This window comes from Microbulbifer sp. SE14, assembly GCF_059834885.1.
Window position 1 is genome coordinate 72,752 of sequence record NZ_JCBAJA010000012.1, and the last position, 16,819, is coordinate 89,570.

The 16,819-nt window shown below is 63.9% G+C and carries 14 protein-coding genes; 8 read left to right on the forward strand and 6 right to left on the reverse strand.

Translation table 11 applies throughout. The features are described 5' to 3' along the window. Positions 1–77: 77 nt before the first annotated feature. Positions 78–1,613, reverse strand: a complete 1,536-nt coding sequence (nhaB, locus tag AC6R19_RS10405) for a sodium/proton antiporter NhaB (protein WP_500579755.1) — start codon at positions 1,611–1,613, stop codon at positions 78–80. Positions 1,614–1,986: 373 nt separating this feature from the next. Between nhaB and AC6R19_RS10410 the strand changes: the two genes are divergently transcribed. The 7 genes from AC6R19_RS10410 (at position 1,987) to AC6R19_RS10440 (ending at position 9,958) form a co-directional block, all read left to right on the forward strand. Continuing rightward, positions 1,987–3,684 (forward strand): FimL-related protein, encoded by a 1,698-nt coding sequence (locus AC6R19_RS10410; protein WP_500579756.1) that lies wholly within the window; start codon positions 1,987–1,989, stop codon positions 3,682–3,684. A 31-nt stretch (positions 3,685–3,715) separates the two neighbouring features. Next, positions 3,716–4,531: an NAD(+) diphosphatase gene (gene nudC, locus AC6R19_RS10415; RefSeq protein ID WP_500579757.1), complete on the forward strand. Its 816-nt coding sequence runs from the start codon at positions 3,716–3,718 to the stop codon at positions 4,529–4,531. Between the two features lie 30 nt (positions 4,532–4,561). Beyond that, positions 4,562–5,212, forward strand: a complete 651-nt coding sequence (locus tag AC6R19_RS10420) for a cation/multidrug efflux pump (protein WP_500579758.1) — start codon at positions 4,562–4,564, stop codon at positions 5,210–5,212. Positions 5,213–5,382: 170 nt separating this feature from the next. Further along, a complete protein-coding gene (sohB, locus tag AC6R19_RS10425) occupies positions 5,383–6,567 on the forward strand; it encodes a protease SohB (protein WP_500579759.1) in 1,185 nt (394 codons plus the stop codon). A gap of 237 nt (positions 6,568–6,804) precedes the next feature. Further along, positions 6,805–7,806, forward strand: coding sequence for a YhdH/YhfP family quinone oxidoreductase (locus AC6R19_RS10430; protein WP_500579760.1), 1,002 nt, complete (start codon positions 6,805–6,807; stop codon positions 7,804–7,806). Between the two features lie 243 nt (positions 7,807–8,049). Further along, the gene (locus tag AC6R19_RS10435) at positions 8,050–9,297 is read left to right on the forward strand and encodes a patatin-like phospholipase family protein (protein ID WP_500579761.1); all 1,248 of its coding nucleotides are present in this window, start codon (positions 8,050–8,052) and stop codon (positions 9,295–9,297) included. Then, positions 9,278–9,958 (forward strand): DUF4919 domain-containing protein, encoded by a 681-nt coding sequence (locus AC6R19_RS10440; RefSeq protein ID WP_500579762.1) that lies wholly within the window; start codon positions 9,278–9,280, stop codon positions 9,956–9,958. The genes AC6R19_RS10435 and AC6R19_RS10440 overlap by 20 nt, the downstream gene beginning before the upstream one ends. 266 nt (positions 9,959–10,224) lie before the next feature. Here the strand turns inward: AC6R19_RS10440 and AC6R19_RS10445 are convergent, their stop codons facing one another. The 5 genes from AC6R19_RS10445 to AC6R19_RS10465 form a co-directional block, all read right to left on the reverse strand. Next, entirely contained in the window at positions 10,225–12,441 is a 2,217-nt protein-coding gene (locus AC6R19_RS10445; RefSeq protein ID WP_500579763.1) for an ATP-dependent helicase, read from the reverse strand. Positions 12,442–12,549: 108 nt separating this feature from the next. Further along, positions 12,550–14,280 (reverse strand): SulP family inorganic anion transporter, encoded by a 1,731-nt coding sequence (locus tag AC6R19_RS10450; RefSeq protein ID WP_500579764.1) that lies wholly within the window; start codon positions 14,278–14,280, stop codon positions 12,550–12,552. 91 nt (positions 14,281–14,371) lie between these two features. Further along, on the reverse strand, positions 14,372–14,830 hold the full coding sequence (locus AC6R19_RS10455; protein ID WP_500579765.1) for a DUF6691 family protein: 459 nt from the start codon (positions 14,828–14,830) through the stop codon (positions 14,372–14,374). 4 nt (positions 14,831–14,834) lie between these two features. Continuing rightward, positions 14,835–15,269 carry a YeeE/YedE family protein gene (locus tag AC6R19_RS10460; RefSeq protein ID WP_500579766.1) on the reverse strand — a complete coding sequence of 145 codons (435 nt, stop codon included), beginning with the start codon at positions 15,267–15,269 and terminating at the stop codon, positions 14,835–14,837. 8 nt (positions 15,270–15,277) lie between these two features. After that, positions 15,278–15,592, reverse strand: coding sequence for an ArsR/SmtB family transcription factor (locus AC6R19_RS10465; protein ID WP_500579767.1), 315 nt, complete (start codon positions 15,590–15,592; stop codon positions 15,278–15,280). Between the two features lie 289 nt (positions 15,593–15,881). Between AC6R19_RS10465 and AC6R19_RS10470 the strand changes: the two genes are divergently transcribed. Continuing rightward, entirely contained in the window at positions 15,882–16,751 is an 870-nt protein-coding gene (locus tag AC6R19_RS10470) for an MBL fold metallo-hydrolase (protein WP_500579768.1), read from the forward strand. The last annotated feature ends 68 nt before the right edge of the window (positions 16,752–16,819 follow it).

Genomic DNA, 16,819 nt, shown 5'->3' on the forward strand with positions numbered 1-16,819 from the left:
GCGGCGTCCCAATTTGCTCCCGGCAAATTGGTCGCAAAGCTCACCCAATCTACATGCTGTTCCCCAGTCCCTATTGATCAAATCGCGTAAATCACACAGACCAGCGCCACCGCACTGAGCACCACCGTATAGGGCAGGGCCATCAATACCATGCGGCCGTAAGACAGGCGAATCAGTGGCGCCAGGGCCGAGGTCAGCAGGAACAGGAAGGCAGCCTGGCCGTTGGGGGTCGCCACGCTCGGCAGGTTGGTGCCGGTGTTGATCGCGATGGCCAGCTTGTCGAAATGCTCGCGGGTGATTTCGCCGGCGGTGAGCGCGGCCTTCACCTCGTTGATATACACGGTGGCCACGAACACATTGTCGCTGATCATCGACAGAATGCCGTTGGCAAGGAACAGCATACCCGGTTGCTGCGAGGGCTCGAGTCCCAGCACGAAGTGGGTGACCGGCTCGAACAGGTGCTGCTGGTGAATCACTGCGACTATGGCGAAGAAAACCACCAGCAGTGCGGTAAACGGCAGCGCCTCCTCGAAGGCGTGGCCGATGCGGGCCTCTTGCACCACGCCGTTAAAGGCGGTCAGCAGCACGATGATCATCAGGCCGATAATGCCCACCTCGGCGACATGAAATGCCAGCGCCAGCACCAGTAGCACTGCCACGATGCCCTGTATCCAGAGTTCTGCGATATCGCCCGGTGTGCGCTTTTTTTCCTCTTCCCGGGAGAAGTTCATCAGCACTTCGCGCACTGCGCTGGGCAGTTTGGCACCGTAACCGCAGATGCCGGTCTTTTCCAGGAGTACACAGGTGGCGAGGCCGGCGAAGAAAGTGGGTATCGTAACCGGGGCCATGTTCAGGAAGAACTGCACAAATTCCCAGCCGGCTTTCTCCGCGATCAGCAGGTTCTGCGGCTCACCCACCAGGGTGCAGACGCCACCGAGGGCGGTGCCCACGGCGCCGTGCATGATCAGGCTGCGCAGGTAGGCGCGGAACTGGTCCAGGTCCTCGCGGTGGTACTCGACCACGTGATCGTCGTTGGAGTGATCGTGTTCATGGTGATGGTGTGGCTGGTTGGAGGCCACCCGGTGATAGACCGAATAGAACCCCACGGCAACCGCAATCAGTACCGCAGTCACGGTCAGCGCGTCGAGAAACGCCGACAGCACCGCGGCCACGGCGCTGAAGAGCAGCGAAAGCATCGTCTTGGAATTGACGTGGATCAGGATCTTGGTGAAGACGAACAGCAGCAGGCTCTTCATAAAGTAGATGCCGGCCACCATAAACATCAGCAGCAGGATCACTTCGAAGTTTTCGGTCACCTCGTGGTATACGGCATCGGTACTGGTCATGCCCAGCAGTACCGCCTCGATGGCCAGCAGGCCTCCCGGCTGCAGCGGGTAGCATTTGAGGGCCATGGCCAGGGTGAAGATAAACTCGGCTATCAGGACCCAGCCGGTGACAAAGGGGCCGCTGACATAGAGGAGTAGCGGGTTGATGATCAAGAATGCGGCGATGGTGACTTTGTACCAGTCGGGCGCCTCCCCCAGAAAGTTGTCGGTAAAGGCGCGGCTGAAGCCGCTGCCGGAAGCGGTGAGCGCATTGTTGTAGGTGTTCATTATTACTTCCTTCGTTGACCGTAAGGTCCTGGCCGGCACTGGGGCTCACCTCCCGGAGCTTTGCCCGGTGCCTTGCAGGTTGCCGGATAGCGGCAGTGTCCGCACCTGGCGCAGCGCGCAACCCTCAAGTAGGGGCTGTGCGGCTGTCGCCCCAACGCTACCCAGTTTGCAGCAAAATTCAAGTGGTTTTACCAATTGCCGGCTTCGCCGGGCCGTTTTGTCGATTGTTCGGTGGAAAATACCGGCGGAAAGGTGGACTCTTTGCGGGTTTGGTATAAATTGCCTTTTTCCCGGCCAAATTGCCCTTGCCCGGGAAATTTGTACAACGAATAGACAATCAATGACGATTAATAAGAGTGCAGCGGTGTAGTCAGTGACTGAATTGCGCGATATCAACATAACTTCTGTCAATGTGGTCAAGGACGAGCTGGTGGCGGCGGTGGATGCCGCCGCGGCTCACCTGGACCAGTTCGCGGTGGATCACAACAACAAACAGTCGCTGGAGCAGTGCCTTGCCGCATTGCGCCAAGTCAGTGGTGTCCTGCAGATGGTACAGCTGCACGCGGGGGAACTGCTGGCCCAGGAAATGCTGAGCGCCCTGGCCGATATTCAGGCGGGACGCCAGGAGGCGGCGGGCGACCTGATGGAGGGGCTGGGTACCGGTTTCTACGTGGTGACCCGCTATCTCGATTTCGTGCAGAACCGCGGCACCGCGCGTCCCGAACTGCTGATCCCCTATATCAACAACCTGCGTGCGGCGCGCTCGCAGCCGCCGGTTCCGGAGAGCCATTTCTTCCGCTGCCGCCTGGACGCCAATGTGCCGGGCGCCGTCTCCTCGGCGGTGATGTCCGAGGACCTGCGCAACTTCGTGCGACGCTTCCGCCATATGTACCAGGTGGGGCTGCTGGCCCTGCTGAAGGGCAAGCCGGCCAAGCCCGCCTACACCATGATGGCGCGCGCCCTGCAGCGGGTCGCCAGCATTTCCGCCGGTCGCCCCAACGGCAAGCTGTGGGCGGTGGCCGGTGCGGCCCTGGGCGGCATGGCGTCGCGGGAGATGCATATCAACCGCTCGCGGGTCATGGTGTTCAGCATGTTCGACCGGCGCCTGCGGGCGCTACAGCGGGAGGGCGACGCGGCGCTGGACCAGCCGGCGCCGCCGGTGCTGCTGAAGGAGTGCCTCTACTGGCTGGCACTGTCGGCACCCAGCGGCCAGGGGGCGAAAATGCTGGAAGCCTTTGCCGCGACGTCCCTCGGCTACAGCGAGGCGGAACTGGAGCGCGAGCGGGCCAGCCTCGGCGGGCCCGGGGCCACCGCGATCAGCGCCGTGGCCAGCGCCCTGGATGAGGAGCTCTCCGGGGTACGTCGCATGCTCGACGACGTGGAGATGATCGGGGCCTCGGACCTGGAAGGCGACGATGGCCTGGTCGACACCCTGCAGCGCATCGCCAGCACCCTGCGGCTGCTGAACTTCAAACGGATCGGCGACGGTTTGAGCAGCGCGGTGCAGGAGTACCGCAGCAGTGCCTCCGCCGGCGGCTCCGTCGCCGAGGCCGCGCTGCAGAAGCTGACCGGCCAGGTGCTGATGGTGGACAGCACCATCCGCGCCCTGCGCCAGAGCTCCTGTATCGATGTGGACGAATACGGCCACGCGGATATTGCCCTGGAGCACAGCCAACTGGCGGAGGCCGAGGTGGCGGTGCTGAAGGAGGCGGAGGCCGGCCTGTCGCTGATCAAGCGCGCCCTGGCTTCCTACGCCGAGTCGGGCTTCGACCACGGCCATATCCGCAACGTTTCTACCACATTGAATTCTGTGCGCGGTGGCCTGGTGGTGCTCAACCTGCGCCGCGCCGCCGCGGTGGTGGAGCGGCTGGTGGATTTTGTCGAGACGGTGATGGAGCAGCGCGACGCTGCGCCGGCGATAGAGCAGTCCCTGGATATCTTCGCCGATGCGATCATCAGCCTGGAATACTACCTCGGCGAGGTGAAGCTGCACCGCAATGCGGACATACAGTCCCTGAACCTGGCGGTGGAGAGTCTCGATGCGCTCGGCTATCCGGTCGAGGTGGCCTGATCGACAGCACGAGTTTTATAGGAAGGCCGCAGTGAGCGCTATCTTCATCCCCGCCGCCAGTGTCCAGCCCCTGCCGACGCACGCCCGGCACATACTGATAGCTGAGGGGCAGCTTCTCTGCTGTGGCGACGGGTTTCTGCACGAAGGTGGCCTGTTGCGGGAAGAGCTGGTCAGTTGCAGTCATTACCTGGGAGACCTGGAGGGCCGACCCTGCGGCGTGCACCTGCTCTCCCGGCAGATAGACATCGCCGGCTGCGAGTGGCGCAACCTGCGCAGCCTGCTGGGAAGGGTCGACGAGCTGCACTTCGCCCTCGCCGGGCGCGCCGTGCAGGTGGTCGACTGGGACAGCGACCACCGCTTCTGCGGCCGCTGCGGCGGTGCGACCGAATACCACCCCAGCGACCGCGCGCGTGTCTGCCCCGCCTGCCAGTTTGCGGTATACCCGCGTATCTCCCCCTGTGTCATCATGCTGGTCACCCGCGGCGAGGAGTGCCTGCTGGCCCGCCACACCGGGAATCGCTACTCGAAGTACACGGCCCTGGCCGGTTTTATCGAGCCGGGTGAAAATGCCGAGCAGGCGCTGGCGCGGGAGGTGCGCGAGGAGGTGGGCCTGGAAGTCGGCGAGAGCCGCTATATCGGCAGCCAGTCCTGGCCTTTTCCCGGCCAGCTGATGCTGGGCTACCTGGCGGAGTGGGCGGGTGGCGACCTGGACCCCGACCGGGAGGAGATCGCCGAGGCGGAGTGGTTCCACTACGGTGCACTGCCCGAACTGCCGCCGCCGCAGACGCTGTCCGGGCAGCTGGTCCGCACTTTTGCGCAAATAGCTGCGGACAAAAACAGCCGTTAGACCAATACGGAAACGGAGCGGGATAAAAACATGTATATCGCCATAACATTTTTGATTGCCATCCTGGCACTGCTGCTGGTGTTCTGGGGGAGCAAAGTATTACTGGGCGGCAGCTGGGTTCTCGGGTTTATCCGCGGCACTGTCGGCCTGCTGTTTCTCGGCGCGGCACTGCTGATCGTTCTGGTGGCGGCGGATGTATACAGCTACCGGAACCTGGCGGAGGAGCACAGCGTTGGCACCGTGTCCTTCAAAAAAGTCGGTGAGCAGCTGTACGAGGCCAGGTTTTCCGACGAAGACGGCCTGGCGCGGCAATTCGAACTGCACGGTGACCAGTGGCAGCTGGACGCACGCATGTTGAAGTGGAAGGGCCCGCTGGCGCGCTGGGGAATCCAGCCCGCCTACCGCCTGGACCGCCTCAGCGGCCGCTATCTTACTCTGCAGGACGAGCGCACCAGGGAGCGCTCGGTGCACCAACTGGTGGGCAGCAATTACGGTGTGGACCTCTGGCAGTCGCTGCGCGGCATCGATAAAAAACTGCCGTTTGTGGATGCCGTCTACGGCAGCGCCACCTTCCTGCCAATGGAAGACGGCGCCGTCTACGAGGTACGCATCACCCACAATGGCCTGCTGGCGCGACCGCTCAATCAGCAGGCCAGTTCGGCATTGAACGAATGGCAGTGAACTAATCGGTTAGCACAAGCAAGGCGCCGCTGCCGGTGGCCCTCCGGGAAATATTTGCCGATGAGGCTTTTTGCCGGAGGGCACCGGCAGCGGCGCCGATCGAAGCCCTTAACCCATCGGGGTTGAGTCCGCTGTAAATTTGCATTGCAAGGCAGCAATCTGGAGTCTTAGTGGAATTTCTCAGTGAATACGGCCTCTTCCTGGCCAAGGTAGTAACCATCGTCGTCGCCCTGCTGGTACTTATCGGTTTTATCGTCGCCAACCGTGAGCACCTGAAAGACCGGGTGCAGGGACACATCAGTGTCACCAAGCTCAATGACCGCTACGAGCAGTTCAAGGAAACCCTGCTCGAGGCAGTGATGGACAAGCACGAGTTTTCCCGGCGCAAAAAGGAGATGGCCAAGGACAGGAAGGCGCAGGAAAAGGCCCTGGCCAAAAAACACAAGGCGGAGTTGAAAAAGAAACCGCAGGAAAAAGTCCGGCACGACGACCTGGAGAGCACCGATACGCCGGTGCCGGAGCAGGGCGAGGCCGACGCGGAGGCGGGCGAGCAGCACACCCCGGCACTGGTGACGCAGAAGCCGGAGGGCGAGCGCAAGCGTATCTATGTGATGCATTTCGATGGCGATCTCAAGGCCAGCGCGCTCTCCCATTTGCGCGAGGAGGTCACCGCGGTCTTGCAGGTGGCCGAACCCGGCGACGAGGTGGTGGTGTGCCTGGAGAGCCCCGGTGGCATGGTGGCCAATTACGGCCTGGCAGCCAGCCAACTGGCGAGGGTGCGCAGCGCCGGTATCCAGCTGACCGTTGCCGTGGACAAGGTGGCGGCCAGCGGCGGCTACATGATGGCCTGCGTCGCCGACCGCATTCTGGCGGCGCCCTTTGCGATGCTGGGCTCCATCGGCGTGCTGGCGCAGCTGCCGAATTTCAATCGCCTGCTCAAGCGCCACGACGTGGATTTCGAGCTGTTTACCGCCGGCGAGTACAAGCGCACCGTGACCATGTTCGGCGAGAATACGCCGGAGGGCCGGGAGAAATTCCAGAGCGACCTGGAGGACATTCACGCGCTCTTCCAGCACTTCGTCGCCGAGTACCGGCCGAAGCTGGATATCGCCAAGGTGGCCACCGGCGAGGTCTGGTTCGGCCAGCGGGCCCTGGATCTCAACCTGGTGGATGAGTTGAAAACCTCCGACGAGTATCTCACCAGCTGCGCCCGGGACGCGGACCTCTACCAGGTGGAGTACAAGGAAAAGAAGAATATCGCCAGGAAGATCGGCCTCGCCGCCGAGTCGGGCGTCGAATCCGCACTGGTGCGCCTCTTCTCCCGCCTGACAGCCTGGCGCCACCAGGCGCAGTGATTTGAGTGGCTAGAGGTCGTTGGTGAACGGCCGGCGCATCGGCGGCAGGGTTGGGATCTACCTTTCCCTGTTGCCAGTAGGCAAGGCCTGGGCGGCCCTGCTGCCGGTGGCCATTTGGGAAAAAGCCTCATCGGCAAACATTGCCCAAATGGCCACCGGCATCAGGGCCTTCGCATCAGGCTGTATCATTCTTTCTCGAGTCCCGAGGGGTGCAGTTGCGGAAAAGGAAGCAAAGCCATGGATAAAACCTTTCGCGCTATCTGGGTCGAGGAAGTGGCCCCGGGCAAGTACGACCAGCGGGTGATAGAACGGCGCCTGGAAGACCTGCCGGACAACCCGTTGCTGCTGGCGGTAAGCCACTCCTCCCTGAACTACAAGGACGCCCTGTCCGCCTTCGGCAACCGCGCCATTACCAACGAGTATCCGCATACGCCCGGTATAGACGCGGTGGGGAAGGTGATAGAGGACAAGAGCGGCACCTACGCCCCGGGCGACCAGTTGCTGGTCACCGGCTACGATCTGGGCATGAATACCCCCGGCGGTCTCGCCGAGCGCATCAGGATTCCCGCCAACTGGGCGCTGCCGCTGCCTGAGGGGCTGACGGCGCGGGAGTCGATGATTCTCGGTACTGCCGGTCTTACCGCCGGACTCTGCGTGGAAAAACTGCTGGAGGCCAGGGCCAAGCCGGAAGACGGTGAGGTGCTGGTGACCGGCGCCACCGGTGGCGTCGGCTCAATCGCCGTGGCGCTGCTGGCCAAATTGGGGTTCCGCGTGGCGGCGGTGACCGGCAAACTGGAATCGGCGGAATTCCTGACCGGCCTGGGTGCCTGGAAGGTCTTGGACCGGGAGACGCTGGCGCCCTTCGCCAGCAAGGCCATGGCCAAGCCGCTGTGGGCCTGGGCGGTGGATACAGTCGGCGGCGAAACCCTGTTCAACGTGATCAAGTCCCTGGCCTACGGCGGCGGCGTCGCCGCCTGCGGCATGGCTTCCGGCGCCCAGTTCCAGGCCAACGTGTTCCCCTTTATCCTGCGCGGTATCAGCCTGCTCGGCGTCGACAGCGTCGAGCTGCCGCTGGAGAAGAAGGCGTCGGTGTGGCGGAAGCTCGCCGGCGATTGGTACATCGGCGAGCAGTTGGGCCGTATCGCCGAGGATATCTCCCTGGAGCAGGCGCCGGAGTTTCTCGCGCGGCTGCACCGGGGGCACGGTATCGGGCGCTATGTGGTGGATATGGCGCTGTGATTTCCGGGACTCGGGACTCGGAAATGCGCGTAGGTTGGGGTGAGTTGTACGAACCCCAACATGGCGGCGGGTATCCCGTTGGGGTTCGCCAGGCTCACCCCAACCTACACACCGGCCGGCTGCTATGCTAAATACCCCCGGCAATAAATACTCCGGGAATCGGGTTTCTCAATAGTCTGGTTGTCAGTAAAGTTGTCTGCGTTTTCTCGCTATTGGTAGAAAAAATTGTCCACGAATAACGAATTGCCAAAGCTTACCCATCAGGCCAGTGCCCTGGTGCTGTCCGGCGGCGGGGCCCGTGCGGCCTACCAGGCCGGGGTGCTCAAGGCGCTGGCGGAACTGACGCCGGACAGCAATCCACACCCCTTCCAGATCATCTGCGGCACCTCGGCGGGCGCCGTCAACGCGCTGCTGCTCGCCTCCCACCCGGGTACTTTCAGGGAGGCGGTGGAGCGGCTCTGCGCCCTGTGGATGCAGCTGACAGTCGACCAGATCTACCGCACCAGCTGGTACAGCCTGCTGGGCAACATGGCGTCCATCACCTGCTCCCTGTTCAACCAGGGAATAGGGCGCCAGAAGCCCCTGGCGCTGCTGGACAATACACCGCTGCGGGAACTGGTGACGGAGATGGTCCAGTTCGGCAATATCCAGCGGAATATCGATGCGGGGCATCTGCGCGCCGTCTGCGTCAACGCCCTCTCCTACAGCGAGGGGGAATCGGTCAGTTTCTTCCAGGGCGCCGAGGCGCTGCCCGAGTGGCGGCGCTTCCGCCGCTACGGTGTGCGCACCCGACTGACCGTCGATCACCTGATGGCCTCCGCGGCCATCCCGACCCTCTTCTCCACCGTCAAGATCGGCGACGACTACTTCGGCGACGGCGCCGTGCGCCAGCTGGCGCCGATCAGCCCGGCGCTGCACCTGGGGGCCAACCGGGTTTTCGTAGTGGGGGTGTCCGACAACCGCTCGCCGGTGCACTGGGGCAAGAAGCGCACCAAGCCGCCGCGCCACTCGCCGTCCATGGCGCAGATCGCCGGCCAGCTGTTCAACGCCGCCTTTATCGACAGCCTCGAGGGGGACCTGGAACACCTCGACAGGGTCAACCTGCTGCTGGACTCCGTGGACAGCAAGAACCTCGCCGACCTGGCGCCGCTGCGCCCGGTGGAGTCTGCGGTGATCGAGCCCTCCCAGAGCCTGGACCGGCTGGCGGGGCGCAAGGTGCGCTTCCTGCCGCCGGCGCTGCGCTGGCTGTTCCGCTCCACCGGTGCCACCACCTCCGGTGGGGGGGCCTCGGCCGCCAGCTACCTGCTGTTCGAGAAACCTTTCATCGGCGAGCTGGTCGAACTGGGCTACCAGGACGCCATGTGGGAGCGGGACAAGCTGCGCGCCTTTTTGCAGCCGGCGGCGGAGCCCGTGGAAGAGGAACGCAAGGGCCTGTTCGGCCTCAGGGTAAAACCGGTAACGGAAGCAACCGATGGTAATACGCAACCTTAAGTATCTAGGCGTGACGGCGCTGCTGGGCCTGTCCGCAATCCTCGCCGCCTGCAGCGCGCCGGCAACCGATGGCGAGTCGCAATCGAAATTGCGGCAGCCGGAAGAGAGCGAATACCGCCGCCTGCTGGCGGAGGCGCAGCAACTGTCGTTCACCCTCGACTTCGATGCCCTGCGGCGCGCCTTTGTCGAGTCGCCGGAGTACAACCCCTACGGTGGGGTAAAACTGACCGGCCTGGCGGAGGCCTACAACTCGGTGGAGGAATCCGAATTCGACGAGTGCCTGGAGCATGTGGACCGGGTGCTGGCCGACAATTACATGAGCCTCGAAGCTCATATGATCGGCGTCGTCTGCAGCGGTCGCAGCGCCGATTTCGATCGGGAGGACAGGCACCGCTATATGGTTGAGGGACTGATGGAGTCCATCGAGAGCAGCGGCGACGGCCGCAGCCAGGGCAGCGCCTACCAGACTATCAGCACCTCCGAGCTGCGCGGCTTCGTGCGCCTCAAGGGCTTGCAGGTGCTGGAACAGTCCATCGTCTACGACCAGCGCGGCATCTACGACAAGATGCAGGTGCGCGACCCGGAATCCGGCGACGAGTACGCGCTCTATTTCAATGTCAGCCAGCAGTTTGTGCACGGCGTGGAGAGCGTTGCGGACTGATTCCCGCAGCGGATTTATTGCATTCCCCTGTAGGAGCGGCCCATGGCCGCGATCGATCTCACCGAATCCACCAGGCTGGTCGCCTCGCACACAGTAAGGCCCAGCTACCGGCGGTCCTCCGGGAAATGTTTGCCGATGAGGCTTTTTCCCGGAGGACCGCCGGTAGCTGGGCCGCTCGAAGCCGCTATACCAGAGGCTACTGCGCAGATCGATCGCGGCCAACGGCCGCTCCTACATTGCGCTGTCGGGAATTTTTAGCGGCGCTGTCACATCAGGAATTGCTCCAGCTTTTCCCAATCGAAGCGCCGCGTCTGCCGGTCGCTGAACAGCACCTCGACCCTGTCGTCCTCCCACTTGACCACCCGCCCGTGGCCCAGCTTGCGGTGGCGGATTCCCTCGCCCAGGACCGGCCGGCGCACCGGCGCGCGCGGACCGCTGATCTCCGGGTTGTAGTCGCATGCCTCCAGGTAGTGCAGCGCCTGGCGGGTGACCGGGACTGAGCTGGTTATCTCCGCCGGGCGCTCCCGCAATGCACCGGCGATCAGCCTGCACAGGGGCAGCTGCATCTCGTCGATAAACAGCGACGGCTGCTGTTCCACCTCCATTTTTTTCTCCTTCGACGGCGCCGGTGGTGCCAGCAGGTAGAGCCGGTGGCGCGCGCGGGTCATGGCCACGTACATCAGGCGCCGCTCGCTCTCCATCGACGCCGGCGTGGAGAAATCCCGCTGCGGCTGGTAGGGCATGGTGTATTGGGTCAGGGACGGGATGATCACCCAGTCCCACTCCAGCCCCTTGGCCTGGTGCATGGTGGTGATCTGCACCGCGTCCGCCCGGGTCTGCTCGCCCTCGCGGTGCTGGCGTTGCAGTTCCCGCAGGTGCGCCAGCGCCTCGGCGGGCGGCTGCTTGAGGGTGTCCAGGTACTGGGAGAAGGCCAGTATCGTCAGCTGGCGCTCCTCCCCCTGCTGGCGGGTGAAGCTGTCGTCACCGATGCCGTTCAGGTAGTCCAGTTCCGCCAACTGGCGGCGCAGCAGCTCGCCGGCCAGGCCGTGCCAGTTTTCCACTTCTGTCAGCAGGTCGGCGCGTTGGCGCAGCCGCTTCAGCTGCGCCTTGCTCAATGACTCCGGAACCAGTCCCGGCAGATATTTGCCCCAGCCCTTTTCCCGCAGGGCCAGTCGCGCGCAGATAGGCTCCAGCACCTTGCGCGGAATGCGGATATGGGGTGCGGTCAGCCACTCGTAGAGTCCCTGCTCGCGCCTTTTGGCCGGCAGTTGGGCGAAACGGCCAGCGGCGATATTCAGGCTCCAGAACAGCGGGCGCAGTTCTCGCCGCGACAGCACCGTATTGCGGTTGCCGGAGCGGTAGGGAATATTGTTGGCCAGCAGTGCCAGTTCGATGGGCGCGGCCACCGACCAGAGGCGCACCAGTATCGCGATGCGGTCCAGCGGCTGCCCCTGCAGCTGTGCCCGGCGAAGGTGATCCACCAGCCAGCGGCTCTCCTTTTCCGTCTGCACCAGCTCGATATCCGTGTGCTGCTCGCCGTTGGCCGACACGCAGAAAATATCCGCGCGCTCGCGGTTGTTGCCGATAAAGTGGTTCGCAGCCAGGGACAGCTGGTGGCCATAGCGGAAGGTGCGGCTCAGGCGATACACATTGGACGGTGGAAAATCGCCATCGAAAAACTTGAGCAGGAAATTGGGCTTGGAGCCGCGCCACTCGTAGATGGTCTGGTCCGGATCGCCGATGGCGATTACATTACCGGACTTGCCGTAGAGCACCCGCAGCAGGAAGTGCTGCACCTCATTGATATCCTGGTACTCGTCCACCAGGATATCCTCGTAGTAGCTGCCGTACTGCTCGGCGATACCCGGCTCCAGGCTGAACAGTATCGCCGGGTCGTAGATCAGGTCCGCGTAGGTCACCGCGTTCTGGCTGCGGCGCCAGTCCTCGAAGGTGCGGAATACCTTCAGGAAATACATATACTCGTCGCCGAGTTTCAGTTCCTGGAAGGCACTGAAGTCGCCGGTGAGGATCGTCTTCGTGTAGTCGATAAAAAATTCCGCCGCCTCTATCTCCGACTGCTTGCGCGTGCGTATCTCTTCCAGTTCATAGGGCGGCGCGCACTTTTCGATGGCCTTCCAGATCTGCAGCTGTACGGTGGACTGGGGCAGGGGCGTCAGGTTGGCCGGCGAGAGGTGCCGCTTGGCGATCATGCGCTGGTAGAGGCGGTAGCCGAGGCTGTGGAAAGTGTGCACCGCGGGCGCGGGCCCGCCTGCCAGCTGTTGCAGGCGCCGCTCGAAGTCCTCCCGCGCACTGCGGTTGTACATCAACACCAGCATCCGCTCGGCGGCGATGCCGGCGTCCAGGCGGTTTTTCACATAGTGCAGCAGTGCGGTGGTCTTGCCGGAGCCGGCCACGGCGATGATCTTGGCATGGCCGCCGGGATGGTCGGCGATGGCCTGCTGTTCTTCCGTGAGTCGCTGCATCGGATCTGGCTGCCCAAATACTGGATATTCTGCCAGTATATCGGTGGTCGGAACAAGTTCGCCGCGCTATGCGCAGGTTGGGCTGAGCTCCGCGAAGCCCAACCTGCGTCAGCTGCTCGCGGCCTCCTCGCCGCTCAGCCTGTCCCGGCGCAGGGCCAGCTCGGCGATATAGGTTGACAGGAACACCCGACCGCTCAGTTCCTCCAGGAACCGCGAGCGCCCCAGCCGGTCCAGCACCGGCCCCTTCACCTCCGACAGGTGCAGGCGTATTTCCCGCTCGCGCAGATCCCGGTTCACCTGCTGCAGCCGCTCCAGGGCGGTGCCGTCGATGCGGCTGACCGACGACAGTATCAGCACCAGCTCGCGGATCTGCGGGTGGCGCTTGAGCTCGCTCAACAGCCTGTCCTCCACCGCGCTGATATTGCTGAAAAACAGGTTCTCGTCGATGCGCAGGAAGAGGATATCCGGCTGTACCTTGACCGTGTGCCTGAGCACATTGCGGAAGTGCTCGGTGCCGGGCACGCGGCCCACCACGGCGATATGGGGGCGGCTGGTGCGCCAGATCAGGGTCGCGAAGGACAGGCCTATACCGATACCGATCCCCGCCTCGACCCCGAACAGCAGCACGCCGAGAAAGGTGCCGGTCATGGCCACGCCGTCGGTGCGGTCGTAGCGCCAGTTGCACAGGAAGCCATCTACGTCGACCAGGCTGGCGGCGGCGACGATGATGGTGGCGGCCAGTACACACAGTGGCAGTTCGGAAAAGGGGGCGGTGGCAAACAGCAGCACCAGCGCCAGCAGCCCCGCGGCTATGACACCGCTCATCGGCGAAGCCGCGCCGCCCTCGTCGTTGATTGCGGTGCGGGCAAAGCTGCCGGTCACCGCGAAACCGCCGGACAGGGCACTGAGCAGGTTGGCAGCCCCCAACCCCCGCAGCTCCGCGTCCGCATTCAGGCGCTCGCCGCGGCGCAGGGCAATGGCGTGGGCGATGGACAGGCTTTCGACAAAACCCAGCAGGGCGATGATCAGTGCGGGCAGCAGCAGCCTGTAGGCCAGGTTCCAGTCGACGCCCGGCAGGCCCAGCTGCGGCAGTCCCGGCGGAATCGCACCCACCACGGCCATCTGCTCCTCCCAGTGGAATACCGTCGTCAGCGCAATGGACACGAGCACCACCAGCATCGGCGCCAGCCTGGACAGCAGGTGGGCAGCGGTTTCAGGCAGTCCCAGCACTTTCAGCAGCGGCGTCAACCACAGGCGTGCGGCGATCAGTGCCAGGGTAGCCGCCAGCCCCAGCCCTGCGGTGGCCCGGTTCGCATTGGGGATTTCCCGCAGGGTGCTCACCAGCAGTTGCAGCGCCGTATCGCCGTCGCTGTCGATGCCGAAGAGGGGGGCTATCTGGCCGACGATAATCAGCGTGGCGGCGCCGGAGACAAAACCGCTGATCACCGGGTGGCTGAGGAGGTTGGACAGGGTGCCGAGGCCCAGCAGCCCCATCACAAACAGGAAGACGCCACTCAGCGCCGCAAGGAGAATCGCGCCGGCGATATATTCCGGGCTTCCCGGGGCCGCCAGGGGAGACAGCGCCGACGCCGTCATCAGCGCCAGCACCGCCACCGGACCGACGGACAGGACTGTGCTGGTGCCAAACAGGGCGTAGCCGAGCAGTGGCAGCAGTCCGGCGTAAAGGCCGGTATGGGGCGGCAGACCCGCCAGGGCGGCGTAGGCCAGTGCCTGTGGCACCAGCATCATGGTTGCCACCAGTGCGGCGATCGAATCCCCCGCCAGCCATTGGCGCCGGTAGTGTTTCAACCAGTGGGGAATCAGTCGTCTGGCCGGCATCCCTGCCTTTGTTCCATTGTCGCTGTTTTGGAAAACTCTCAGACAAGATAGACGGAGAATCCCCTACCTGATCTGGAGGGCGAATCCACCGTCAGGCGCATCCGTCAGTATGAGCGGCCCGCAGCCGCCGGCGGTTCAGCAGGTGGAAAACACCCATACCCGCCAGCATGGCCGAGGTAAATACGATCGCCTTCAACTCGCCGGCGCCGGTGGCCACTATCGCCGGTCCCGGGCAGAAGCCCGCCAGGCCCCAGCCGATACCGAACACCAGGCTGCCGATCACCAGCGGGCGGTCGATATCGCGCCGGGTCGGCAACTGGATCTGTTCGCCGATCAGTGACAGGTCGCGGTTTTTCGCCAACCAGAAGACCGGCAGGCCCACGCCGATGGCACCGACCATCACCAGGCCCAGGGACGGGTCCCAGGCGCCTGCCAGGTCGAGGAAACCGAGCACCTTTTCCGGGTTGGCCATGCCGGAGAGCAGCAGGCCCAGGCCGAACACCAGGCCGGCGGCAAAAGCGGTGGCCTTTGGGAAGTGGGATCTGTTCATCGTCTCAAACCCCCAGCAGGTGGCGAACCACATAGACGGTGGCGAAGCCGCCGCCCATAAATACCAGGGTCGCCGCCAGCGAGCGCGGCGACAGGCGCGACAGGCCGCAGACCCCGTGGCCGCTGGTGCAGCCGGAGGCGTAACGGGTGCCGAGGCCCACCAGCAGGCCCGCGGCCAGCAGCAGCGGATAGCCGGCCTCTATCCGGATCGGCGGCAGGGCGCCAAACAGGACCCAGAGGGCGGGGCCGACCAGCAGGCCTAAGGCAAATGCCAGGCGCCAGCCGGTCTCGCCGGCGCTGCGCTCAAACAGGCCGCCGACAATGCCGGAGATGCCGGCGATGCGGCCGTTCAGCAATAACAGCAGCGCCGTCGCCAGGCCGATCAGGGCCCCGCCTGCGAGTGCGGACAGGGGGGTAAATGCATGCCAGTCGATATTCATCCTGGGAGTTACTCCGTACAGTAGAGTTGATACAGGGTTTGCAGCAGTGCCAGCACCCGCTGGTCCGCTATCCGGTAGTAGACGTGTTTGCCCTCGCGGCGGGTGGCCACCAGGCCCTCGCGGCGCAGTACACCCAGCTGTTGCGACAGGCTGGGCTGGCGGATGTCCAGTTGCTCTTCCAGTTGGCCCACATTGAGCTCCTCCTGGCTCAACTGGCACAGCAGCAGCAGCCGGTCCGGGTTGCCCAGGGAACGCAGCACCAGCGACACTTCGCCGGCAGTGGCGCGCATCCTGTCGAGGCTGATATCGGAAGTGTCGGGCATCCGCTTTTCCTGTGGGCATTCGGTTTACGGAAAAACATTATATTGATTTATATATTATCGACAAGTATATTGTTGATATCGCAAATCGGGAGGGCATCAGATGTCTGCGACGAAACCAGGCCTGCATATTTCACAAAGATCCGTAGCGAGGTGGTGCCAGGGCGCGTCATGGCTGGTTTTCGCGACCGAGGAGCGCGCAGACGTACTCGCCAATACGTTGAGCACTCCGGCGGAGAGAAAACCAGTCAGGGCGTGTTCTGGCGCCGCCGCAGTAGGGGGGTTGTGAGATATGCAGGCTATAACCCAGGTCCACCCGTTTCTGGACCCCGAGACAGAGACCTGGAGCTACGTGGTCTACGACCACCCGGGCGGCAGCGCCGCGGTGGTGGACCCGGTGCTCAACTTCGACTCCGCGTCCGGCCACACCAACACGGCCGGCGCCAAGGAAATCATCGAATTCCTGCGCGTGGAGAAGCTGACCCTGGAGTGGATACTGGAGACCCACGCCCACGCCGACCACCTGTCCGCGGCGCCCTATATCCGCGAACAGATGGGCGGCCGGATTGCCATCGGCGACCAGATCCGCCAGGTGCAGGGCATCTTCCGCGAGGTGTTCAACCTGGAGCGGGAGTTCCTGGTGGACGGCAGTCAGTTCGACCACCTGTTTCACGACGGCGACACCTTCAATATCGGCGAGCTGGAGGCGCGGGTCATCTACGCCCCGGGCCACACCCCGGCGGATATGGCCTGGCTGATCGGCGACGCGCTGTTTGTCGGCGACACGCTGTTCATGCCGGATGTGGGCAGCGCCCGCTGCGACTTCCCCGGCGGCGACGCCGCCACCCTCTACCGCTCGGTGCGCAAGCTGCTGGAACTGCCGGAAGACACGCGCATGTTCATGTGCCACGACTACCCGCCATCAGGGGGGCGCGAGCACCGCTGCGAGACCACCGTGGGGGACCAGAAGCGCAACAATATCCACCTGCACCAGGGGGTGACCGAGGAGGAGTTCGTGGCCATGCGCAACAAGCGCGACGCGACCCTGCCGATGCCGCGGCTGATCATCCCGTCGATCCAGGTCAATATCCGTGCCGGGCAGCTGCCGCCGGCGGAGGACAACGGCACCGTCTACCTGAAGGTGCCGATCAACAAGCTCTGACCGCGCTTAGGATACGCCGCGACCGGGCGGCACACCCAGCGGTGTTGCCGTCATTCCGGCCTGCGTCG